This window comes from Micromonospora sp. WMMD735 (assembly GCF_049178995.1).
GTDB classification, from domain to species: Bacteria; Actinomycetota; Actinomycetes; order Mycobacteriales; family Micromonosporaceae; genus Micromonospora; species Micromonospora wenchangensis.
In genome coordinates this window covers 936,235-957,984 of sequence record NZ_JBMHMJ010000002.1, presented here as the reverse complement: position 1 = coordinate 957,984, position 21,750 = coordinate 936,235, and the positions used below count along the sequence as shown (strand labels likewise).

22 protein-coding genes, 1 pseudogene and 1 riboswitch are annotated in these 21,750 nt (G+C 74.0%); of the genes and pseudogenes, 16 read left to right on the top strand and 7 right to left on the bottom strand.

Going from position 1 to position 21,750, the window contains the following annotated elements; all coding sequences use genetic code 11:
- Nucleotides 1-93 precede the first annotated feature (93 nt).
- The 8 genes from ACN268_RS04220 (at nt 94) to ACN268_RS04185 (ending at nt 6,967) form a co-directional block, all read left to right on the top strand.
- On the top strand, nt 94-729 hold the full coding sequence (locus ACN268_RS04220; RefSeq protein WP_421481818.1) for a copper chaperone PCu(A)C: 636 nt from the start codon (nt 94-96) through the stop codon (nt 727-729).
- Nucleotides 730-752: 23 nt separating this feature from the next.
- Nucleotides 753-1,961, top strand: coding sequence for a Dyp-type peroxidase (locus tag ACN268_RS04215; protein ID WP_421481816.1), 1,209 nt, complete (start codon nt 753-755; stop codon nt 1,959-1,961).
- Between the two features lie 17 nt (nt 1,962-1,978).
- Nucleotides 1,979-2,533 carry a copper resistance CopC family protein gene (locus ACN268_RS04210; protein WP_421486802.1) on the top strand — a complete coding sequence of 185 codons (555 nt, stop codon included), beginning with the start codon at nt 1,979-1,981 and terminating at the stop codon, nt 2,531-2,533.
- A gap of 236 nt (nt 2,534-2,769) precedes the next feature.
- Nucleotides 2,770-4,242: a PepSY-associated TM helix domain-containing protein gene (locus ACN268_RS04205; RefSeq protein ID WP_421481815.1), complete on the top strand. Its 1,473-nt coding sequence runs from the start codon at nt 2,770-2,772 to the stop codon at nt 4,240-4,242.
- A 103-nt stretch (nt 4,243-4,345) separates the two neighbouring features.
- Nucleotides 4,346-4,414, top strand: a riboswitch (cobalamin riboswitch).
- Between the two features lie 60 nt (nt 4,415-4,474).
- Nucleotides 4,475-4,678 carry a CbtB domain-containing protein gene (locus ACN268_RS04200; protein WP_088644932.1) on the top strand — a complete coding sequence of 68 codons (204 nt, stop codon included), beginning with the start codon at nt 4,475-4,477 and terminating at the stop codon, nt 4,676-4,678.
- Nucleotides 4,669-5,472, top strand: a complete 804-nt coding sequence (locus ACN268_RS04195; RefSeq protein ID WP_421481814.1) for a CbtA family protein — start codon at nt 4,669-4,671, stop codon at nt 5,470-5,472. Before ACN268_RS04200 ends, ACN268_RS04195 begins: the two co-directional genes overlap by 10 nt.
- Entirely contained in the window at nt 5,469-6,077 is a 609-nt protein-coding gene (locus tag ACN268_RS04190; protein WP_421481813.1) for a histidine phosphatase family protein, read from the top strand. Before ACN268_RS04195 ends, ACN268_RS04190 begins: the two co-directional genes overlap by 4 nt.
- 122 nt (nt 6,078-6,199) lie before the next feature.
- Nucleotides 6,200-6,967, top strand: coding sequence for an ankyrin repeat domain-containing protein (locus ACN268_RS04185; protein ID WP_421481812.1), 768 nt, complete (start codon nt 6,200-6,202; stop codon nt 6,965-6,967).
- 50 nt (nt 6,968-7,017) lie between these two features.
- Here ACN268_RS04185 and ACN268_RS04180 read toward each other — a convergent pair whose 3' ends face one another.
- Together ACN268_RS04180 and ACN268_RS04175 are read right to left on the bottom strand one after the other, a co-directional pair.
- Complete coding sequence (locus tag ACN268_RS04180) at nt 7,018-7,632, bottom strand: dihydrofolate reductase family protein (protein WP_421481811.1); 615 nt, start codon at nt 7,630-7,632, stop codon at nt 7,018-7,020.
- A gap of 106 nt (nt 7,633-7,738) precedes the next feature.
- Entirely contained in the window at nt 7,739-8,269 is a 531-nt protein-coding gene (locus ACN268_RS04175; protein WP_421481810.1) for a GNAT family N-acetyltransferase, read from the bottom strand.
- 180 nt (nt 8,270-8,449) lie between these two features.
- Between ACN268_RS04175 and ACN268_RS04170 the strand changes: the two genes are divergently transcribed.
- The 3 genes from ACN268_RS04170 to ACN268_RS04160 all read left to right on the top strand — a co-directional run bounded on the left by ACN268_RS04170 (nt 8,450) and on the right by ACN268_RS04160 (nt 10,530).
- Nucleotides 8,450-9,070 carry a hypothetical protein gene (locus ACN268_RS04170; RefSeq protein WP_421481809.1) on the top strand — a complete coding sequence of 207 codons (621 nt, stop codon included), beginning with the start codon at nt 8,450-8,452 and terminating at the stop codon, nt 9,068-9,070.
- Nucleotides 9,071-9,212: 142 nt separating this feature from the next.
- Nucleotides 9,213-9,725 carry an RNA polymerase sigma factor gene (locus tag ACN268_RS04165; RefSeq protein ID WP_421481808.1) on the top strand — a complete coding sequence of 171 codons (513 nt, stop codon included), beginning with the start codon at nt 9,213-9,215 and terminating at the stop codon, nt 9,723-9,725.
- Nucleotides 9,715-10,530, top strand: coding sequence for a hypothetical protein (locus ACN268_RS04160; protein WP_421481807.1), 816 nt, complete (start codon nt 9,715-9,717; stop codon nt 10,528-10,530). The genes ACN268_RS04165 and ACN268_RS04160 overlap by 11 nt, the downstream gene beginning before the upstream one ends.
- Nucleotides 10,531-10,558: 28 nt before the next feature.
- On the opposite strand, the gene ACN268_RS04155 is transcribed toward ACN268_RS04160, so the two are convergent.
- Nucleotides 10,559-11,089, bottom strand: a complete 531-nt coding sequence (locus ACN268_RS04155) for an adenylate kinase (RefSeq protein WP_421481806.1) — start codon at nt 11,087-11,089, stop codon at nt 10,559-10,561.
- Nucleotides 11,090-11,308: 219 nt separating this feature from the next.
- On the opposite strand from ACN268_RS04155, the gene ACN268_RS04150 reads away from it, so the two are divergent.
- The 5 genes from ACN268_RS04150 to ACN268_RS04130 are packed head-to-tail and all read left to right on the top strand — an operon-like array spanning nt 11,309 to nt 17,040.
- Entirely contained in the window at nt 11,309-12,988 is a 1,680-nt protein-coding gene (locus tag ACN268_RS04150) for an extracellular solute-binding protein (RefSeq protein ID WP_421481805.1), read from the top strand.
- Complete coding sequence (locus tag ACN268_RS04145; RefSeq protein WP_421481804.1) at nt 12,985-14,028, top strand: ABC transporter permease; 1,044 nt, start codon at nt 12,985-12,987, stop codon at nt 14,026-14,028. The genes ACN268_RS04150 and ACN268_RS04145 overlap by 4 nt, the downstream gene beginning before the upstream one ends.
- Entirely contained in the window at nt 14,025-14,948 is a 924-nt protein-coding gene (locus tag ACN268_RS04140) for a carbohydrate ABC transporter permease (RefSeq protein WP_421481803.1), read from the top strand. Before ACN268_RS04145 ends, ACN268_RS04140 begins: the two co-directional genes overlap by 4 nt.
- Nucleotides 14,949-15,005: 57 nt before the next feature.
- A complete protein-coding gene (locus ACN268_RS04135) occupies nt 15,006-15,623 on the top strand; it encodes an ABC transporter ATP-binding protein (RefSeq protein ID WP_421481801.1) in 618 nt (205 codons plus the stop codon).
- A gap of 1 nt (nt 15,624) precedes the next feature.
- Nucleotides 15,625-17,040, top strand: a complete 1,416-nt coding sequence (locus tag ACN268_RS04130) for a DUF6297 family protein (protein WP_421481800.1) — start codon at nt 15,625-15,627, stop codon at nt 17,038-17,040.
- Nucleotides 17,041-17,054: 14 nt separating this feature from the next.
- Here ACN268_RS04130 and ACN268_RS04125 read toward each other — a convergent pair whose 3' ends face one another.
- The 4 genes and pseudogenes from ACN268_RS04125 to ACN268_RS04110 all read right to left on the bottom strand — a co-directional run bounded on the left by ACN268_RS04125 (nt 17,055) and on the right by ACN268_RS04110 (nt 21,733).
- Nucleotides 17,055-18,758 carry a hypothetical protein gene (locus tag ACN268_RS04125; RefSeq protein ID WP_421481799.1) on the bottom strand — a complete coding sequence of 568 codons (1,704 nt, stop codon included), beginning with the start codon at nt 18,756-18,758 and terminating at the stop codon, nt 17,055-17,057.
- A gap of 118 nt (nt 18,759-18,876) precedes the next feature.
- The gene (locus ACN268_RS04120; protein ID WP_421486801.1) at nt 18,877-19,341 is read right to left on the bottom strand and encodes a cellulose binding domain-containing protein; all 465 of its coding nucleotides are present in this window, start codon (nt 19,339-19,341) and stop codon (nt 18,877-18,879) included.
- Nucleotides 19,336-20,403 (bottom strand): annotated as a pseudogene (locus ACN268_RS04115) (PQQ-dependent sugar dehydrogenase); the annotation flags it as partial. The pseudogene ACN268_RS04115 and the gene ACN268_RS04120, both read right to left, overlap by 6 nt.
- Nucleotides 20,404-20,593: 190 nt before the next feature.
- Complete coding sequence (locus ACN268_RS04110; protein ID WP_421481798.1) at nt 20,594-21,733, bottom strand: MsnO8 family LLM class oxidoreductase; 1,140 nt, start codon at nt 21,731-21,733, stop codon at nt 20,594-20,596.
- Between the last annotated feature and the right edge of the window lie 17 nt (nt 21,734-21,750).

Genomic DNA, 21,750 nt, shown 5'->3' with positions numbered 1-21,750 from the left:
TCACCCGGAAGGGCACGATCCCGACCGGCCGGAACTATCGGTGACCGGTGACCGACCAACGGGACAGAGCATCGGCACAACGGAGGAAAACCCATGCGTCCCACCGGTCCACTCGGCACGAATCGACGCGCGTCAGTCGTCTTCGCCGCCGCCACCGCCGCCCTGCTGGCCGTCGGCCCCGCCGGCTGCGGCCCGGCCGACCCGGCGTCGGGCACCCCGTCGGGCGCCTCGGCACCGGCGAGCGCGTCCGCCGGGGTGATCACCATCCGCGACCCGTGGGTGAAGGCGGCCGACAAGGGCATGACGGCGGCCTTCGGGACCCTGGTCAACGACAGCGACGCCGACGTCACGCTCACCGGCGCCACCACCGAGGTGTCCGTACTGGAACTGCACGAGATGACCACGAAGGACGGCACGATGGTCATGCGGCAGAAGCAGGGCGGCGTCGTGATCAGGGCGAAGGGCACCCACGTGTTGGAGCCCGGCGGCGACCACCTGATGTTGATGGACCTGCGCCGGCCAGTGCGGGCCGGCGACCAGGTCACCGTGACCCTCACCTTCGCCGACGGCCGGACCCAGCAGTTCACCGCCGTGGCCAAGCCGTTCACCGGGGCGCAGGAGAGCTACGCCCCCGGCCACGGCGCGCCCGAGCCGACCATGAAGGGTCAGCCGACCATGAGCGGTCAGCCGGTCCCGGGTGGACAGCCGACGAGCGGCCCGACCTCGTGACCGGACACCCGGACGTGCGTGCGGTGAGCCGGCGCGGCCTGCTCGCCGGCGGGGCGCTGGCCGCGGGCGGCGCGCTGGCCGGCGGTGCGGTGGTCGTCGCCGGGCGGGACGGGCCGACCGGCGGGCCGGCCGCGCCGCAGCCGAGTCCGGTGGCGGCCGTCGGGGGCCTGGTCGAGCCGTTCCACGGGCCCCGGCAGGCGGGGGTGACCACCGAACCGCAGGCCCACGCCGCGTTCGTCGCGTTCACCCTGCGACCGGGAACCGACCGGGCGGCGCTGGGCCGGCTGCTGCGGCTGCTCAGCGACGACGCGGCCCGGCTCACCCAGGGCCGGCCGGCGTTGGCCGACACCGAGGCCGAACTCGGACTGCTGCCGGCGCGGCTGACCGTGACCTTCGGTTTCGGACCCGGCCTGTACCGGGCCGCGGGCGTCGACGACCGGCGGCCCGCGTCGGTGGCCGACCTGCCGGCGTTGCGGATCGACCGGCTCCGACCGGCCTGGTCCGGCGGGGACCTGCTGGTGCAGATCTGCGCCGACGACGCGGTCACCGTCGCCCACGCCCAGCGGGTGCTGGTGAAGGACAGCCGGCCCTTCGCCACCGTCGCGTGGGTGCAGCAGGGCTTCCGGCGCAGCCCCGGCGTCGAGCCCGCCGGGCACACCCAACGCAACCTGTTCGGCCAGCTCGACGGCACCGCCAACCCCCGTCCCGGCAGCGCGTTGGACACCGCCGTCTGGGTGCCCGACGGACCGGACTGGCTGCGCGACAGCACCACCCTGGTGGTCCGCCGGATCAGCATGAACCTGGAGACCTGGGACCTGCTCGGCCGTACCGACCGGGAACTCGCCGTCGGCCGGCGGCTCGACACCGGCGCCCCGCTCACCGGCACCGGCGAACACGACGAACCCGACTTCGCCGCCGTCGGCGACGACGGGCTCACCGTCATCCCCGACTTCTCCCACCTCACCCGGGCCCGGGTCACCGACGACCGGTTGAAGATCCTGCGCCGCCCGTACAACTACGACGGTGTGCCCTCTCCGCAGGGGCACGCCGACAGTGGCCTGATCTTCGCCTCGTACCAGGCCGACGTCACCGCCCAGTTCCTGCCCATCCAACGTCGACTCGCCGACCGGGACCTGCTCAACGAGTGGACCACGCCGATCGGATCCGCCGTCTTCGCCGTCCCGCCCGGCTGCCCGCCCGACGGGTGGATCGGCCAGCAGGTGCTGGGCTGAGCCGGCCGATGACGACCATGTCACCCTGGCTCCGGGCCGCCGGCCGGTTCGTCGCCGTACTGCTGGCCGGCGTCCTGACCCTGATCGTCGCCGCCACGCCGGCCCGGGGGCACAACGGACTGCGGTCCGCCTCGCCGGCCCGGGACGCGACGCTGACCCGCGCACCCACCGAGATCACGCTGGAGTTCATGGCGCGGCTCGACCCGACACTCACCACCATCGTGCTCACCGACGGGACGAAACGACGTGTCCCCACCGGCGATCCGGTGGTCTCCGGCGCGACGGGAAACGTCCGGGTGACCGCTCCCCTGCCCAACGGGACGTACACCGTCGCGTACCGGGTGGTCTCCGCCGACGGGCACCCGGTACAGGGGTCGTACCCGTTCACCGTGGCGGACCCGGCCGGTCCGGCCGCCCCGCCGTCCCCCGAGCCGCCCGGCCCGTCGACCGCCGCGGTCGCGTCGGGGCGCGACGGCTGGGTCGCCGTCGTCGGCGTCGCCGGCAGCGCGTTGGTCGTCCTGCTGGGGGCGGCGGCCGTGCTACGTCGGCGACGCCGGTCGTCGCGCCCCTGAGGCCACCCGCCGCCGCTGGGCCGCAGGCGGTCGCGGCCCGCAGAACCGGTCCGGCAGGCCGCCGGGACGCCCGCTCCCCTGTGGACCGGTGACGTCGCGGCCCTGTCCGGACATGTGCCGGGAACCGCCGGGACGTCCGCTGCGACTACCTCACCGGGTGACGCCGACCGCACGGACGGCGGCCCATCAGCCAAGGCACGGGCGACCATCGGGTACCTCCCGACACATTCGATCGGATGCATATGTCTGTCACTGAGTTGTCCGACCCGCCGAGGCCGGAATCCGCGCCGTCCGCCGCCCCAGCCGCCCGCCCGGCCCGGGGCGGGTCCCCGTTCGGCGCGCTGCTGCTGCGGCTGCACTTCTACGCCGGCGTCCTGGTCGCACCGTTCCTGGTGGTCGCCGCGTTGACCGGGCTCGCCTACACGGTGGCCCCGCAGGTGGACGCGGCGCTCTACGGCGACCGGTTGACCGTGACGCAGGTGGGTGAGCGCCCCGTTCCGGTGGCCGACCAGGTCGGGGCGGCCCGCAACGCCCACCCGGAGGGCAGCGTCAGCGCGGTGCAGCCCGGCACCGGCGACCGCACCACGCGGGTGGTGTTCACCGTGCCGGAGCTGGCGGACCGGCAGCACACCGTGTACGTCGACCCGTACACCGGCCGGGTGCAGGGGCAGCTCACCACCTGGTTCGGGTCCACACCGGCCACCACCTGGCTGGACGACCTGCACCGCAACCTGCACCTGGGCGCGGTCGGCCGGCACTACTCGGAGCTGGCCGCGAGCTGGCTGTGGGTGCTCGCGCTCGGCGGGGTGGTGCTGTGGTGGCGTCGCCGCCGGGCCTCCCGGGCCACCGCGCGGCACCTGCTCGTCCCGGACCTGACCGCCGCCCGCGGGGTACGTCGGACCCGGAGCTGGCACGCCACCACCGGGATCTGGCTCACCGTCGGCCTGCTGTTCCTCTCGGCCACCGGGTTGACCTGGTCCCGGTACGCCGGGGCGAACTTCGGCGCCGGTCTCGACGCGCTCGACGCCCGCGCCCCGCAGCTGTCCACCGCCCTCGCCGCCGGACCGGTCCCGACCGACACCGGCGGCGGCCACCACGGCGCCGCCGGGGCCGGCGGGGTGGTCGAGTCGGCCGCCTTCGACCGGGTGCTGACCGCCGCCCGGACGGCCGGACTGGCCGGCCCGGTCGAGATCGCCCCCGGCGCGCCGGGCTCGGCCTGGACGGTCACCCAGGTCGACAACACCTGGCCGGTCGCCAAGGACCGCGTCGCCGTCGACCCCACCACGGGCACGGTCACCGCCCGCAGCGACTTCGCCGACTGGCCGGTGCTGGCCCAGCTCAGTGGACTCGGCATCCAGGCCCACATGGGGGTGCTCCTCGGCCCGGTCAACCAGATCCTGCTCGCCGCGCTGGCCCTCGGGCTGCTCTGCGTCATCGTCTGGGGCTACCGGATGTGGTGGCAGCGCCGGCCCACCCGGGCGGACCGGCGGGCCCGCACCGGCACCGCGCCGCCCCGGGGCGGCGTCCGGGGACTGCCCTGGTGGGCGGTGCTGGTCGGCGTACCGGTGGTGGCGGCGGTCGGCTGGGCACTGCCCCTGCTCGGGTCGAGTCTCCTCGCCTTCCTCGTCGTCGACGTCACCCTGGGCGCGGTGGCCCGACGACGCCGCCGGGGCACCGCCCCCGACTCCCCCGTGTCGGCCGGCGGATGACGTGCCGACGCCCGGCCGGCACGTCACATTCCCGGGGCGACGATTGACCGGCCGGGGGTCGCGCCGTTACGGTCGAACCACTATCTGCGGCGTCGCGAGGTAAGCCGGTGGGAATCCGGCGCGGTCGCGCCACTGTGAGCGGTTCCGTCGTCGACGGGTCCGCGAGCCAGGACGCTCGGTCGTCCGCAGCCTTGCGATGGGGACGCGTCATCCCCGGGAAGGTTCGAATCCCATGTCGAGTCCCACTCCTGCCCAGCCGCTGGTACACCCCGTCGGGTCCGCCCGTCTGTGGTGGGCGGCCCTGGCCGTCGTCGGCGTACTCCTGCTGCTCACCTACCTGGTCGCGTTCGACCAGGGTGCGGTCTCGCGCAGCGGCATGTTCCTGCACGAGCTGATGCACGACGGCCGGCACCTGCTCGGTGTCCCGTGCCACTGACCCCTGCCCACAACCCACCCACCTTCGTCACCGTCCTGATCCGCGGGCTCCTCGCCGGCCTCGTCGCCGGCCTGCTCGCGGGCGGTTTCGGCTACCTCGTCGGTGAGCCGCGCATCGACGCGGCCATCGCGATCGAGGAGGCCGCCACCCACACCGGGCCGGTGGCCGACGACCACCACGCCGAGGACCTGGTCGGCCGGGACGGGCAGCGGTTCGGCCTGTTCCTGGCCACCGGCCTGTTCGGGACGGCGATGGGCGGCCTGCTCGCGACCGCGTTCGTGCTGCTGCGCCGACGTTTCCCGGCCGCCGACGACGGCCGGTCGGCGTTGCTGCTGGCCGGCGGCGCCCTGCTCGGCGTGGTGCTCGTGCCGTTCGGGAAGTACCCGGCCAATCCCCCGGCGGTCGGCAACCCCGACACCATCGACCAGCGCACCGTCGCCTACCTGGCGTTGGTGGTGCTCGGCCTGGTGGCCGTCTGGGCGGGCACGCTCGGCTACCGGTCGGTCCGCGCCGACGCGCCGCCCTGGCAACGGTACGGCGCCGCCCTCGGCGGATTCATCCTGGTCGCCGGCGTCGGGTACGTCGTCCTGCCGTCCTTCCAGGAGGTCCCGGACGACTTCCCGGCAACGCTGCTGTGGAACTTCCGGCTGGCGTCGCTCGGCACCCAGGTGGTGCTCTGGGTCGCCGTCGGTCTGCTGTTCAGCGCCCTGATGAGCCGACGTCCCGGAGGCTCACGCCCCGACGACCGGGCCGGCGAGCCACTGTCCGGTCAGGCCACGCCGGCCCGTCGGTGACCTCGACCAGCCTGCGGCTGGTCGCCCACGCCCACACCGGCGCGCTGCGGCGGGCGGTGTTCGGCGCGGGCGACGACGACCTGGACGAGGGCGGTCGACGGGCCGCCCTCGCCCTGGCCGACCACGGGCGGACCGGGCCACTGGGCACGGTGGACACCTGCCTGACCAGCCCGGCCACCGCAGCGGTGCAGACCGCGTACGCCCTCGGGTTACGGCCCACCGTCGAGGCCGCCCTGGCCGACTGCGACTACGCCGGCTGGGCCGGACGCAGCCTGACCGACGTCGGGGCACGGGAACCCGGGGCGCTGCGCCAGTGGTGGGAGAAACCCGAGGCGGCACCGCACGGCGGGGAGTCCCTCGCCGCGCTGCGCGACCGGGTCGCCGGCTGGCTCGACGACCGGCTCGGGCCGGGCCGGCGGATCGTCGCGGTGACCCATCCGATGGTGGTCCGGGTGGCGATCGTGCACGCGCTCGACCTGCCGATGGCCGCCCTGCCCCGGCTGGACGTCACCCCCCTGGCGGTGGTGCGCCTCAGCCGCTACGGCCCCCGGTGGCAGCTCCGGTTCACCGCCCCGGTCGGGCCCGGAGACCGGCATGCACCATGACCGGCCGGTCCGCCTCCGGCGAACAAGGTGGCGGTGCGGGCCGGTGGCGGCGAGACTTGGTCCTGACCCCGACCTACCCGGGCGGCGGGGCACGGCAACCGGCTGCGGGTAGGGTCGCGCAGATGACCGGTGATCCGCTGCTGCTCGCTGCCGACGATCCGCTGGCGGTCGCGGTGACCGGGGCGATCCGCGACGGTGACCTCGCCCGGTTGCGGTCGCTGCTCGGCGCGCACCCGGGGTTGGCCGCCGGGCGCATCGTCGACCGGGTCGGCGGGGTCCGTACCCTGCTGCACGTGGTCACCGACTGGCCGGGCCGGTTCCCGCGCGGTGCCGGCACCGTCGCCGCGCTGGTCGCCGCCGGTGCCGACGTCGACGCCCGGTTCGCCGGGCCGCACCGGGAGACCCCGCTGCACTGGGCGGCCAGCTGCGACGACGTGGACGTCGTCGACGCCCTGTTGGACGCCGGTGCCGACATCGAAGCTCCCGGCAGCGTGATCGCCGGCGGCACGCCGCTTTCGAATGCGCGGGCCTTCGCCCAGTGGCGGGTGGCGTACCGGTTGGTCGTCCGGGGCGCCCGCACCACCCTCGTCGACGCGGCGACGCTCGGCCTGCACGACCGGGTGGAGCGGGCCTGCACCGGCGACGCCCCGCCGTCGACCGACGAGCTGGACTGGGCGTTCTGGGGTGCGTGCCACGGCGGGCGGCAGTCCTGCGCCGGGTACCTGTGGACGCGCGGCGCGCGGCTCAACCGGGTGCCGCCGTGGGAGCACCGCACCGCCCTGGACGCGGCCGTCCGGCGCGGTGCCACCGAACTGGTCGGCTGGTTGCGGGCGCGGGGTGCCGTCACCGCCGCCGAACTGGACCCGCGCCCGCCCGACGTCACCGGCTGACCCGGGGCCCACCCGCCACGCGTCACGGCGGGACGGCTCCGCCGGCAGGGCTACTCCCCGGCCGCCAACTGCTCCTTGGCGTCGTCGTAGCCGGCCGCCGCCGGGGCGTCGGTCGGCGCGTAGATCACCCGGATCACCCCCGTCGGGTACACCTCGGTCGTGGTCACCCGCAGGTGGTACGGGGCGTCCCCGTCGTCGAACAATCTGCGGCCCTTGCGCGCCGCCACCGGATGCACCAGCAGCCGCAGTTCGTCGACGAGCCCGGCGGCGAGCAGCTGCTGCACCACGGAGATCGAGCCGGGGATGAGGACACCGCCGACACCGGGGTCGTCGCGCAGCGCGGTGACGACGTCGACGAGATCGCCGTCGAGCACCTCGGAGTTACGCCAGGGCAGCTCCCTCGCCTGCCGCGTGACGACCACCTTACGCAGGTCGCCGAGCTGCTTGGCGAAGGGCGCGTCGTCGCCACCGGCGGCCTCCCGGTCGGGCCACGCCCCGGCGAAGCTGTCGTAGGTCTCCCGGCCGAACAGGAGCACGTCGGCGGCGTCGTAGTCCGCGCTGACGGCCCGCCCCATGTTGTCGTCGAAGTACGGGAAGTGCCAGTCGGGGTCGATCTCGGCCACGCCGTCGGCCGAGATGAACAGCGTGGAGATGACCTTTGCCATCGGAAGGGTCCCTTCGGGTCGGTAACCGGACCGGCCCAGCATCCCAAACTCCCCGATCGGACACGGCCCATCCCCGGTCACCGGTCCGGCCCGTCGTGAATAGGTCCTACCCGCGCAGCGGGAGCCGGTAGCGTCGGGTGGGGCCGAACCGGGTGTCCCCGATGCCTTCGAAGAGGCCGCCGCACCGCTCGATCGTCCGTGCGGAGGCGACGTTGTCGGTAGCGCAGACGACCAGCAGCCGTTCCCGACCGAGTAGCCGCGCCTCGTCCATCATCCGTCGTACCGCCCAGGTGGCCAGCCCCCGGCGGCGGGCGGAGGGACGGATGCCGTACCCGAGGTGGCCGGCCCAGGGTGCCTGCTCGTCGCAGTCGGGGCGCAGGGCGATCCCACCGAGCACCCGCACCCGCCCCGGCTCCCGCTCGACGATCCAGCGGTACGCGTAGGTGTCGTCGGGGGCCACGGGCCGGTCCGACGGCGGCGTCAGTCGTGCCAGCCACGCAGCGAACCCGGCCGGCGAGTCCACGTCGTCGCAGGGGTGCAGTCCGAAACCGTCCTCGTGCTGCCCCGGCCCCCACTCCGCGTGCGCTTCCTGCCAAGCGGCACGCAGCCGGGCGGTGGGGGCGACCAGGTCGGGCATCCGCCGAAGGTACTCCCGCCGGGTGAGGGATGCTGCGGTCCGGTCGCCGCTGACGAAAAAGATCGTGGCGGGTGGTGAAACCCGGGGGCGGTGCCGGACGTCCTGAGGGGTGAGTCGGGTACGGGCGGCGACCGCCGGGCCGGTACGCCGATCGCGATCCCCCACCAGAAGGAGCGGACGATGTCGACGAAACGATGGCTCGCGGGCGTCGGGTTGCTGGCCCTGGCCGGCACGATGGCGGCCTGCGCCCAGGCGCGACCCGGTGCCGACGCGCCCCCGGCCGAGCCGCAGCGCAAGCCGGCGGCCGTGGCGGTGGGGCTGTCCGCCAGCCCGCCGCAGAAGAGTTCCGCCCCGCGCGGGTTCACCGGCACCCGGCAGTACACGATCGTCCGGGTCGGTTCGTTCGAGGGCGGCCTGTCGCTGACCGACTCCGGGCGGCTGGCCGAGGTCGACGACGACCAGGGGCGGCAGCTGTTCGTGCCGACCCCGCTGGGCGGTGGGAAGTACCTGATCAAGGCGTACGCCCGGACCAGTGCCGGCCCGCTGTGCTGGCGGGTGCATAATCCCGGCAACAGCCAGCCGCTGGTGGTGCAGGCCGCCACCTGCCGGACCGACGACGCGCGCCAGCAGTTCGAGATCTTCGCGGCGGCCGGCAGCACGCCGTCGTACCTGATCAGCAGCGCCGGGGCGTTCCTGCGGACCTCCGCGCGCTCCGGCCTCATCCTCGAGGAGTTGGGTGACGCCCCGCCGACGAGCAGTTTCCGGTTCACCGACAATGGGCCGGCACCGGCCGGTCGGTGACGGTGGACCGGTCGGGTCGGTCGGGGTCGTGCCCCGGCCGACCCGACCGGAACGGGGCGTGACAGGGTCGGGCGGGGCCGGGCGGGCTGTCCGCAGGCGGGGACGGCACCAGAGGCGAGCGGGTGGGTGGAGAGCGTGATCGATGCGTGACGCCGAGGAGTTCGACGCGTTCTACGCCTCGTCGGCCCAGCGGGTGCTGGGGCAGGTGTACGCGATGGTCAGCAGCCGTACCGAGGCCGAGGACGCGGTGGCCGAGGCGTACGCCCGCGCCTGGAGCCGCTGGTCGACGGTGCGGGAGTGCGACAGCCCCGAGGCGTGGGTGCGCAAGGTGGCGTACCGGATCGCGGTGAGCGCCTGGCGCAAGACGGTGAACCGGGTGCGGGCCCACCGCCGGGAGGCGGTCGCCCAGCAGGTCGATGCCGTCTCGGTCGATCATGTCGTGCTGGTCGAGGCGTTGCGGCGCATCCCCAGCGAGCAGCGCCGGGCCATCGTGCTGCACCATCTGGTCGGCCTCAGCGTGGCCGAGATCGCCGTGGAGACCCGGGCGAATCCGAACACCGTCAAGACCCGGCTGGCCCGGGGCCGCCGGGGCCTGGCCGGGTACCTGAGCGGGGACGAACACCAGACGACGGCGGGGAGGGGCCATGGGGTCTGACGACATGCTCGACGACGCCCTGCGGGGGCTGGCCCGGCACGCCGGGCAGACCGCTCGGCTCGCCACGGTCGCCGAGGTCCGTCGGCGGGGCGACCGCAGGCGTCGACGGCGGCACGTCGCGACGGCCGCGGTGGGGGTCGTGGTGCTGGGGGCGCTGGGGGCCGGTTTCGCCGTGGCCCGCCTGGCAGGGCCGCCGCAGGCCACCCTGCCCGTCGGTCCGCCCGCCACGACGTCGGCGCCGCCCACGGCCACCCCGTCCACCGGGCCGACTCCGCGTACCCCGGCCACCGGCGGGCCGACGTCCGGGTCGACGGGTGCCACACAGGATACGACGCGGGGTTCGGCGTCCGCCGATCCGTTGCGGCTCGGGCAGCGCCGGTTCGCCCTGGTCCGGTCCGCAGCGGCGGAGGGTGCGGTGTCCCTGCTCGACGACGGCCGCCTCGGCGAGGTCGACGGCGACGAGGGCCGGTCGCTGTTCGTCTTCGTGCCCCAGGGTTCCGGCACCTACCTGGTCCGCACCGCCGAACCGGACGCCGACGGCGACCTGGCCTGCTGGCAGGTCCGGTCGTCGGGTTCCCAGCCGCTCACCGTGGCGGGGGCCCCGTGCGCGCCGACGGAGCCGCGGCAGCTGTTCTCGATCGCCGTCGACGGCACGGCGGGCGGTCAGCGGACCTACGCCATCAGCAACAACTCGGCGTACCTGCAGTACTCCAGCCGTCGCGGACTGATCCTCGAGGAGCTGGGCGACGCCCCGCTGACCACCGTGTTCCGGTTCGTCGACAACGGCCCCGCGCCGCAGGGCTGACCCCGGCAGGGGCGCGGGTGGGCCGCGCTCACCGCCGGGGCAGGCCGGCCACCCAGCGGTCCAGTTCCGTCGGGGAGTCGAAGCGCAGCACGGGTGGTCCGGTGGGATCGGCCTGCCAGGCCCGCATCCGGCGGCGGGCCCGGCCGAACGCGCCGACGTGCCAGACCAGGATCGAGTCCCGGGACAGTACGCTGCCGAGCGTCTCCCGGTTGCCGTTGCAGATCACCTCGCCGGTCACCAACCGGCTGACGGTACGGCGCAGCAACCGCCCGAAGGACCGCCAGCGCGGGTAGTCCAGGGCGACGACCAGGTCGGCGCGGGCCAGCGGTACGTCCCGCCATCCGTGGTAGGCCCCGTCGATGATCCACCGTTCGCCCCGGCAGATCTGCGTGATCCGGTCGCGTTGCTGGGCCACCGGCACCTCGACCCAGCCGGGCAGCCACAGCAGGTCGTCGACGGGGTGCCAGGGCAGTCCCAGCCGGTCGGCCAGCCGCGCGGCGAGTGTGGACTTGCCCGCGCCGTACACCCCGTAGACCAGGATGCGGGACGGTGCGCTCATCCGGGCAGCCTACGCAGCCGGTACGGGGTCCGCACGGGATGCCCGGGGCGGTCCGGCGCGACGGTCGCCCGGCGCGGGCGGCCGGTCGCCGGTCGGCACGGCAGGCGTCGATGCCTCTTGTCGGAATCTCCCGCCGTCCATTAGTTTGTTTAACATCCAGACCAACTAGCTCCACCTCCACCTGCGAATCCACCACCAGCCCTTTCCAAGGGGGGACCGATGACACCCCAGCAACCCGGCTCGAAGGCCTCGCGCCGCCACTTCCTCGGCCTGGTCGGCCTCGGCACGGCCGCCATCGCCGGCGGCCCCCTGCTCGCCGGGTGCTCCGAGAAGCCGGCCGGCTCCGGCGCCGCGCAGAACCTGGACTCCTACGCCAACCTGCTGCCGACGCGCAAGGACCTCGCCCAGAGCATCAAGCCCGACATCATCGGCACCCGCCCGGTGCCCGACGGCTACACGAAGTACCCGACCTCGCTGGTCGACGCGATCACCGAGCGGCCGGGCACCAGCGGCAAGGAGGTCACCGCGATGACCCCCGCGTGGGGTCCGGCCCCGCCCGGGGCGGCGCAGAGTGCCTACCTCCAGGCGGTGAACGCCGAGCTGGGCACCCCGGTCAACTTCACCATCCAGGACGGCAACACCTACGCCGACAAACTCAACGCGATGCTCGGCGCGCGGGACGTCCCGGAGCTGCTCTGCGTGCCGGCCTGGGAGGTGGACAAGATCCCGCGCTTCTCCGAGGCGATCAAGGTGCTCTTCGAGGACCTCACCGACCACCTCAAGGGCGACGCGGCCAACGCCTACCCGATGCTGGCCTCGTTCCCCACCGGCGCCTGGCGCAACTCGCTGTGGAACGAGCGGCTGATGGCCGTGCCCAACCCGACCGACGGGCCGTTCCCCTGGGCGTTGTTCACCCGCAAGGACCTGCTCGACGCGCGCGGGCTGGCGGTGCCGGCGTCGCTCGACGACCTGCTCACCGTGGCCAAGCAGGTCACCGACCCGGCCAAGAAGGTGTGGGCGTTCGACAACGTCTTCGACATGATCCAGATGTACCACAAGGTGCCGGCCTCCAAGCAGGGCTGGCGGCTGAAGGCCGACGGGACCCCGGAGTTCAAGTACGAGACCCCGGAGTACCGGCAGGCCGTCGAGGTGATGGCCAAGATCTACAAGGACGGTCTGGTCCACCCCGAGATCATCGCCAGCAAGGGCGCGGACAGCGCCCAACTGTTCGCCAAGAACGGCGCGATCGTCTTCACCCGCAACGGCGTGGGCTTCTGGCAGGGCGCCCAGGCCGAGCACCAGAAGGTCAACCCCAAGCTGAACATCCAGCCGGTGCCGGTCTTCTCGGCCACCGGCGGCGACCCCCTGGTCTGGGGCGACGACGAGCCGATCTCCTTCACCTTCGTCAAGAAGGGCGTCGGCAAGGAGCGGGTCGAGGAACTGCTGCGGATCATGAACTGGTGCTCCGCGCCGCTCGGCTCGCAGGAGGCGCAGCTGCGTGACTACGGAGTGGCGGGCAAGCACCACACCAGCACGCCGAACGGGCCGGTCAAGACCGACCTGGCGTTCAAGGAGATCGCCAACCAGTACTTCTTCATCAGCGGTCGCAACCCCACCATCGGCCCGTACCCGGAGACGCCGAACTACGTGCCGGACCTCCTGAACTACTCCAACGCCATGGTGAAGTACCTGGAGAAGGACCCCTGGGACGGGGTGAAGCTGGAGATGCCGGCCGCGTACAAGGCCAACCAGGTGCCCGCCGAGGACAAGATCACCGACATGCTGCGGGGCCGCCGGCCGCTGTCCGACATCGACGCCATCGTGCAGGAGTGGAAGGCCAACGGGGGCGAGGAAGCGCGGGAACTGCTCGCCAAGTCGCTGCCCAAGGCCGGGCGATGACCACTCGCGACACCACCGTCGCGGCCGGGTCCGAGCGGACCCGGCCCGACGGGCCCACCCGGGCGGGGCGCGGCCGCCGTCCCGCCCGCAGTCGCCGTCCCGCCCGCGGTCGCCGGGTGCCGTTGCGCACCCGGCTCGCCCGGGACTGGCAGCTGCTGGTCATGGTGACGCCCGGGTTCCTCGTCCTGCTGGTCTTCAGCTACCTGCCGATCCTGGGCAACGTCATCGCCTTCCAGGACTACAACCCCTACCTGGGGGACAACCCGTTGCAGGCGTTCGTGAACAGCAACTGGATCGGCTTCGGGCAGTTCCAGCTGTTGTTCGAGGACTCGGCGTTCTGGGACGCGCTGCGCAACACCCTGGCGATCACCGCGTTCCAGCTGGTCTTCTTCTTCCCGCTGCCGATCTTCCTGGCGATCATGCTGCACAACCTGCTGTCCAGCCGGTGGCGCGGCTTCGTGCAGACCGTCGTCTACCTGCCGCACTTCTTCAGCTGGGTGCTCGTGGTCAGCTTCTTCGTCGCCATGCTCGGCGGCGCCGGCCTGCTCGCGCAGACCATGCGCGACGCCGGCATGCAGCCGTGGAACGTGATGACCAACCCGGACACGTTCATCATCCTGGTCACCGCCGAGGCGGTCTGGAAGGACGTCGGCTGGGGCACGATCGTCTTCCTCGCCGCACTGTCCACCATCGACACCAGCCTCTACGAGGCGGCGGCGGCGGACGGCGCCGGCCGGTGGCGGCGGCTGTGGCACATCACCCTGCCCGGCCTGCGCCCGGTGATCGTGCTGCTGCTCATCCTGCGGCTGGGCGACGCGCTCTCGGTCGGCTTCGAGCAGTTCCTGCTGCAACGTGACGCGGTGGGCCGGCAGGCCGCCGAGGTGCTCGACACCTTCGTCTACCACTTCTCCATCGCCACCGGGAACTACGGCTACGGCGCGGCGGCCGGCCTGTTCAAGGCCGCGATCGGGCTGGGCCTGATCCTGGCCGCCAACCGGGTCGCGCACCTGCTCGGCGAACGGGGGATCTACTCGAAATGACCACGACCGTCGCACCGAGGGCCCGCGCGGAGCGCGACCGCCGGCCGGTCTGGGAGGAGCCACCGACCCGGATCGGCCAAGGGCTCAAGGCCGCCTTCCTGGGTCTGCTCGTGCTCAGCGTGCTCTTCCCGCTCTGGGTGATCCTGGTGACCAGCCTGTCCTCCCGGGAAACCCTCGCCGAGGCCGGTGGCATCGTCGTCGTCCCCCGGGGCATCGACACCGCGGCCTACGAGACGATCTTCGCCGGTGGGGCGGTCACCCGGGCGCTGTGGATCAGCACGCTGGTCACCGTCATCGGCAGCGCGCTGGCGTTGACCGTGACCGTGCTCGCCGCGTACGGGCTGTCCCAGCCGCGTTCGGTGGGCTACCGCTGGCTGCTGGTCTACTTCCTGATCCCGTTCCTGGTCTACCCGCCGCTGGTGCCGAAGTACCTGGTGGTGACCGGGCTGGGTCTCAAGGACACCATCTGGGCGCTGATCCTGCCGCCGGCGATCAGCGTGTTCAACCTGGTGGTGGTGCGGGGCTTCTTCCAGGGCATCCCGCAGGAGCTGCTGGACAGCGCCCGGGTCGACGGGGCCAGCCACTTCCGTACCCTGGTGCGGATCGTGCTGCCGCTGTCCCGGGCGGTGATCGCCGTGGTGGGGCTGTTCTACGCGGTGAGCTACTGGAACGTCTGGTTCGACGCGCTGCTGTTCATCGACCGCAACGACATGTACCCGATCCAGCGGGTGCTGCAGAGCTACCTGCTGGCCGGGCAGGCCCCGCACACCTCCGGCGGCAGCACCGGGGTGTCCATGCCACCGACCGAGGCGATCAAGATGGCGGTGGTGGTGCTCACCGTCGCCCCGATCGTCGCGGTCTACCCGTTCATCCAGCGGCACTTCATCAAGGGCGTGCTGATCGGCGCCGTGAAGGGCTGACCGTCGCGGCGGGCCGGGTCGGCAGGGGCACCGGCCCGCGTGCGACAGTAAGCGGTCGTGAGCACCCTTGCCGTACGCGGGCTGACCCGCCGGTTCGGCGCGCTGGTCGTCCTCGACGACGTGCGCTTCCAGCTCGACGCGGGTCAGGTCGCCGTCGTCGTCGGGCCCAACGGCTCCGGCAAGACCACCCTGCTGCGCTGCGTCGTCGGGGCGGACCGGCCGGACGAGGGCGAGGTCCTGCTCGACGGCCGGCGCTGCGACGAGACCGACCCCCGGGTCCGCGCGGCGGTCGCCGCCGCCCTCGACGACATCGACTTCTTTCCCGACCTGTCCGTCGCGGAACACCTCGAACTGCTCGCCTACGCCCACGGCGGCACCGCCGGACCCGTCGCGGAGGTCCTCGCCGAGCTGACTCTCGAACCGGCCCGCGACCAGCTTCCGGCGACGCTGTCCAGCGGGCAGCGTCGCCGCCTCGCCCTCGCCTCCTGCTTCGTGCGGCCGCGCCGGTTGCTCGTCCTCGACGAGCCGGAGCAGCGCCTCGACGTCCGGGGCCGGGCCTGGCTGGCGCAGCGGCTGCTGCGGGAGAAGGCGGCCGGCACCGCGGTGCTGATGGCGTCGCACGACACCGAACTGATCGACGCGGTCGCCGACCGGCGGATCGAGATCGGCGGCTGAGGTGACGTCGACCAGGACCTCCCCACCACCGGTGGTCGGGCCCACCCCGCGGCAGCTGCGGGCCCGGCTGCGACGGGCCCGCCGCCGCCACCATCCCGGTTCGCTGGGCGAGGTGCTCACCGACGCCTACGTCGTGGTCCTGTTCGTCGCCCTGTACGGCTGGTTCGCCGTCGCCGCGATCCGCGACCACCTGGCGGCCCCGCAGGTCACCCGGACCGAGCCGGGTGACAGGTACTGGATCGCCGTGGCCGCCGTGACGGCGGCGGCCGGGCTCGTCTGGTGGGGCCTGCGGCTGACCGGGCCGCTGCTGGTCACCCCGGCGGCCCAGACCTGGCTGGTCAGCTCCCCGGTGGACCGCCGGGCGTGGCTACTCCCCCGGTTCGGCGGCCTGGTCGGCGGCGGCACCGTCGGTGTCGGGCTGCTGGCGGTGGCAGCCGCGTACGCCGGTGGACGTGACCGCCCCGCCGACCTGGGCTGGGCGGCGTCGGCCGGCCTCGCCTGCGGGGCCGCCGCGACCGCCTGGGCCGTGGTCGCCCAGGGCACGGCCCCCACGCCCCGCTGGGCGGGCCGGCTCGGCGTCGGCCTGTCCGCCGCCGGGGCGACGATCGCGGTGCTGGTGGTGCTCGGGCACGCCACCGGGTGGTCCCTCCCGCTGCCGCCGGTGCCGCTGACCCCCGTCGTCGCCCTGGTGCTGCTGCCGGTGGCGCTGGCGTCGACCGTCGACGCGTACCGGCGGCTGCCCCGGGTCGACCGGGCGGCGCTGACCACGGGGGCGCAGTTCGCCAACGCCGCCACCACCGCCGCCGTGCTGCTGGACCCGTCGCTGCTCGCCGCGCTGGTGGAGAGCCGCCGGTGGCGCGCGGTCGGCCTGGTACGCCGCCGACCGTTGCGGGCCGGCGGCCGGTTCGCGGTGCTGCTGCAGGCGGAGGTACGCCGGATGTCGCGCCGCCGGGGCGCCCTCGCCGGCTGGGCCGGGGCGCTGCTGGCCATGTACGCCGTCGCGGTGGCGCTGCCGTCGGTCGCGGGTCCCGCGCACCTGGTCCTGGCGTACCTGTCGACCGGTCGGCTCACCGGCGGGCTGCGCGCGGTGAGCCGGTCGGCGGGCCTGCGGCGGTCCCTGGGCGGCAACGACACCCTGCTGCGGCTGACGCACCTCGTCGTGCCGGGCGTCGGCGCCACCGTGTGGTATCTGGCCACCCTGCCGGCGCTGCGGCCGGTGCCCGTACCGCTCGACGCGGTGCTGCTGCTCGGGGTCGTGACGGCCGCCTTCTGGGCCGGCACCCGCCCACCCATGCGGTACGGCGGGGCGATGGTCAGCACCCCGTTCGCGATGGTGCCCGTGGACCTGGTCCGTCAGGTGCTGCGCGGCCCGGACCTGGTCGCCGTGCTGGTCGTCGTCCAGCTGCTCGGCGGGTGACGGCGGCCGGGCGCTCAGCGGGCCGGCAGGCAGACCTTCCCGGTGAACGCCGGGTCGGGTTGCCGGTTGCCCGCCCAGGCCGGGTTCGCCGCGATCAGCAGCGGCGGCGCCTGCCAGGCGGCGGCGAAGCTCTGCATCAGTGGGTACTCGGCCCGGGTGTGGGCGATCGGCTTGCCGGTCAGGAAGTCGATCAACCGGTCCTGGAGCAGCCTGCGGTCCAGCAGGCCACCGTGCACGCCGGGGATCTGGTAGACCGGAATCCGGCTGTACTCCCCCGGTGGCGCCTCGGTGGCCGTGGCGGTGGGCAGGAAGGCGACCATCCGGACCCCGGGTACGGGGCACATCAGCTGGTTGCGGTAGAACGGCGCGTCGTCGAGCAGCGACCGGATGAACGGCTCGTCCGGGCCGCCGCCGACGTCGGCGAGCCCGAAGATGGCCCGCAGTTGCCAGCCGGTGACCACCCCCCACCCCTCATCGTGGTGCGGGGGCGGGTAGTAGGCCCGGCCGGCGTAGATCAGCGGGCTGAACATGACGAGGATGTCGACCGTCGGGTCGTGCCGCCGGGCCAGATAGGTGCGGGCCACCATCGCCCCCTCGCTCTCCCCGATCAGCGCCACCCGCCGCCCGGTGCGCCGGTGCAGCTGCTCCACCTGCCTGGTGAGCAGCGCCACGCTGTCCGCCATCGACCGGGTGGTGTCCGCCGACCGGTACGGCAGCGGCCTCCCGTCGGGGTCGAGACCCCGGTAGGAGAAGCGCTGCACCCGGGGGTCGGACGGCTGCTCGCCGCCGTAGGCCGAGCCGTAGCCGGTGAGCACGATCACCGCGTGGGTGACCGCGGCGGGCAGCGGTCGTTCCAGCACCGCCGCCCTGATCCACTGCTCGTTGCCCGGGGCCAGCTCGGTGACCGGCGGGATGACCAGCGGCACGGCGACGGCCAGCAGCGCCGCCAGCGGGGTCACCGGCACCCGGGCCCAGCGCACCCGTGAGGGCAGTAGCGCCGCCCGTACGGTCCGGTTCCACAGCACCCCGTTGAGCGCCCCCGCCACCCCGGCCACGGGCACCGTCCACCAGCCGGGCGTCACCCAGCACAGCGCGCCGGCCACGGTCAGCACCACGAAGTTCAGCAGTGACCAACCGACCAGCGAGATCGACGGCAGCCCCCGCCACCAGTGCTCCACCACGGCCACCCGTTGCAGGAACGGCGCGAGCAGGAACATCGGCAGCAGCGACGCCAGCAGCACCCAGGACAGGGCGACCACCGACGCCGCCACCGAGATCGCCGCCCAGGGTGCGACGAACCCGCCGACCAGCACGCCGAGCACGACGTTGCGGCGCAGCAGCCAGCCCAGTGACGGGCGGGGCACCCCGACCGGCCAGGCCAGCAGCACCAGGCCGGTGGTGAACAGGCCCCGGGCGACCAGCACGTAGGTCAGCCAGAGCGCGAACTCCCACCACGACCGGTGGTAGACGTAGAGCCACCGCAGGTCGTGGTAGGTGTCGTACGGCCACAGGGCGGTGAGCTGCGGTGGGATGCCCTGGGCGGCCCGGAATCCGAGGGCGACCAGCACGGTGGCCTCGATCATCGGCACCAGGCTGGTCACCAGCAGCAGCCCGACGAACCTTCGATTCACGACCACCCCGTTCCGCCGTGCCGTGCGCGATCGCGTCTCTCGCAGGCTCCACCGGAACGACGGCCGGCGTCGGCGAATCCGGCACATTGCCCCGGTTCGACCGACGCCGGTAGGTCGGCGACGACGCGACCGCATCGCCCGGACGGGCCGGGTGGCACGGCGGAGGCGGCCGGTCCGGGGTTCCCCGGACCGGCCCCGTCGTGGCTCACTGGACCAGGCAGACTCCCCCGTTGAACTGGAACGCGGCCGGGCGTGGGTTGCTCGCGCCGGAGGTGCCCTGGACGCCGAAGCTGACCGTGCCGCTCTGCGGCACGCTGCCGTTCCAGGCGGCGTTACGGGCGGTGACTGCGGAACCGGACTGGGTGACCTGCGCGTTCCAGGCGTTGGTGATCCGCTGGTCGGCGGCGAAGGACCAGGTCAACGTCCAGCTGGTGACCGGGAAGCCCAGGTTGGTGATGGACACCTCGGCGGTGAACCCGCCGGTCCACTGGTTGGGCTGCCAGACGACCCGGCAGGAGACGGGCGGCGGGGTGCCCGGCGTCGTGGGCGGGGGCGTGGTGGCCGGGGGCGTCGTGGGTGGGGGCGTGGTGGGTGGGGGCGTCGTCGGGGGCGGGGTGGTGGGTGGCTGGGTGGTGGGGGGCGGGGTGGTGTCCTTCGGCGGGAAGCGCAGGATGCGGTCGTCGGTCGACGCCGGGGTGCCGCGCCCGTCCCGGTTGCTGGTGGTGACCCAGAGCCAGCCGTCCGGCCCGTACTCGACGGTGCGCAGGCGGCCGTAGGCGCCGGTCAGCTCGGCGGTCGGGGTGCCGACCCCGCCGGTGCCGGTGAGCGGCACGGTCCACAGCCGGGTGCCGCGCAGGGCGGCGACGAAGAGCCTGTTGCCGGCGACCGCCGCGCCACTCGGGGACGCCTCGGCGGTCGTCCAGACCAGCAGCGGGTCCCGGAACCGGGGGTCGTTGGCCCGGCCCTCGACCGTGGGCCAGCCGTAGTTGCCGCCGGCCACGATGAGGTTGACCTCGTCCCAGGTGTTCTGCCCGAACTCGGCGGCGTAGAGCCGACCCTGGGCGTCCCAGGTCAGGCCCTGCACGTTGCGGTGCCCGAGGCTGTAGACCAGGGAGCCGGCCGTCGGGTTGTCCGCCGGCGCGGACCCGTCCGGCCGCATCCGGAGGATCTTGCCGTTGCGGCTCTGCGGGTTCTGCGCGTTGGCGGTCTGCCCCGCGTCACCGACCCCGGCGTAGAGCATCCCGTCCGGGCCGAAGGCGATCCGTCCGCCGTTGTGGATGGTGGAGCGGGCCAGGCCGGTGAGGATCGGCTCCTGGTTCTGCGGGGCGCTGAGCCGGAACCGGACGATCCGGTTGTCGGTGGTGGTGGTGAGGTAGACGTAGACGTAGCCGTCCTGGGCGTACCCCGGGGAGACCGCGAGGCCGAGCAGGCCGCCCTCACCGCTGGCGTTCACGCCGGAGACCTGCGCCACCTGCTCCGGCGCCTGCCCGGGACGGACCCGTACCACCTGGCCGGAGTTGCGCAGCGCGGTCAGGGCGCTGCCGTCGGGCAGGAAGTCCATTCCCCAGGGCACGGTCAGGCCGGTGGCGACCACCTGGGGGCGGGTGAAGTCGAAGTCGCCGACGGCCAGGGTCGTGGCGGCCGGCGCCGGGTCGGCCGGTGCGGCCCCGGCGAGCGTGGCGGTGCCGACGCCGGTGGCCGCCAGCCCCGCCACGACCGCCGCCGCCGCCATCGAACGGACTCTCACGTCAGGCACCTCCAGAGCAGTGAGTGACTTGCGTCAATATAGCCCGACCTCGGGGAAAGCCGCAGCGGTGGACGAACCCGACGCCCGTCGCCGCGCACGACGTCGTGACGTGCCACCCCGACCCGGACACCCCCGATCCGTGCCGCCGGCCGGGCCGGGGTGGGCGGGCCGCCCGCTACCGGGCCCGGCCGGCGTCGCCGGACTGGGCCCACTCCTTCGCCAGCAGCTGGTAGGACCGCACCCGGTCGGCGTGGTCGTGGGTGATCGTGGTGACCAGCAGCTCGTCGGCGCCGGTGACGTCCCGCAGGGTGCGCAGCCGCTCGGCGACCGTCTCCGGCGCGCCGACGAACCGGGTGTCCACCCGGTCGGCGACGAGCTGCCGGTCGGCGTCGGTCCACGGCAGGGCGGCGGCCTGCTCGGGGCTCGGGTACGGGATCGCGCCCGCACCGCTGCGGATGCTGCGTACCCAGTGCCCGTACGGGGTGGCCAGCCGACGCGCCTCGGCGTCGGTGTCGGCGACGACCACGTCGGCGGAGACCACCAGGTACGGCTCCGCCAGCGTCGCCGACGGCCGGAACGCCGCCCGGTACGCGCCGACCGCGTCGAGCACCGCCGCGGGGCTGACGTGGTAGTTGGCGGCGAAGGGCAGGCCCCGTGCCCCGGCGAGCTGTGCGCTCTCCCCGCCGCTGCTGCCCAGCAACCACACCTGCAGGTCAGCCCCCTCCCCCGGCACGGCGTGCGCGTCGAGGCCGTCGGCGTCCCGGTAGTCGCCGCGCAGCAGCGCGAGGATGTCGTCGAGCTGCCCGGCGAACGCCTGCGGTCGCGCGCCGGCCTGGTGCAGCAACGCGGTGGTGAGGGCGTATCGGGGTGCGGCGGCGAGGTGGGCGTAGGAGAACGGGGCGGGGATCAGCAGCCCGTCGACCACCCGGGTCCCGGCCGGCGGCGGGGCGGGTTCCCGGGTGGCGTCGGCGCGGGGCGGTCCGGACCGACCGATGCCGAGGTCGATACGGCCCGGGTGCAGGGTGGCGAGGGTGCCGAACTCCTCCACCACCGACAGGGCGGTCCGGTGCCCCACCAGCAGCGCGCCGGAGCCGACCCGCAGCACGCTGGTGGCCGCGGCGACCTGTCCGATCAGCACGGCCGGCGCGGCGCTGGCCACCCCGGCGGCCAGGTGGTGTTCGGCCACCCAGTAGCGGCGGTAGCCGAACTGCTCGACCCGGCGGGCCAGATCGACGGTGTGCCGCAGCGCGTCGGCGACGGTGCCACCGGCGGGCACCGGGGACAGGTCGAGCACGGACAGCGCGGTCGATGGCATGGGTGACCCCGTTTCTG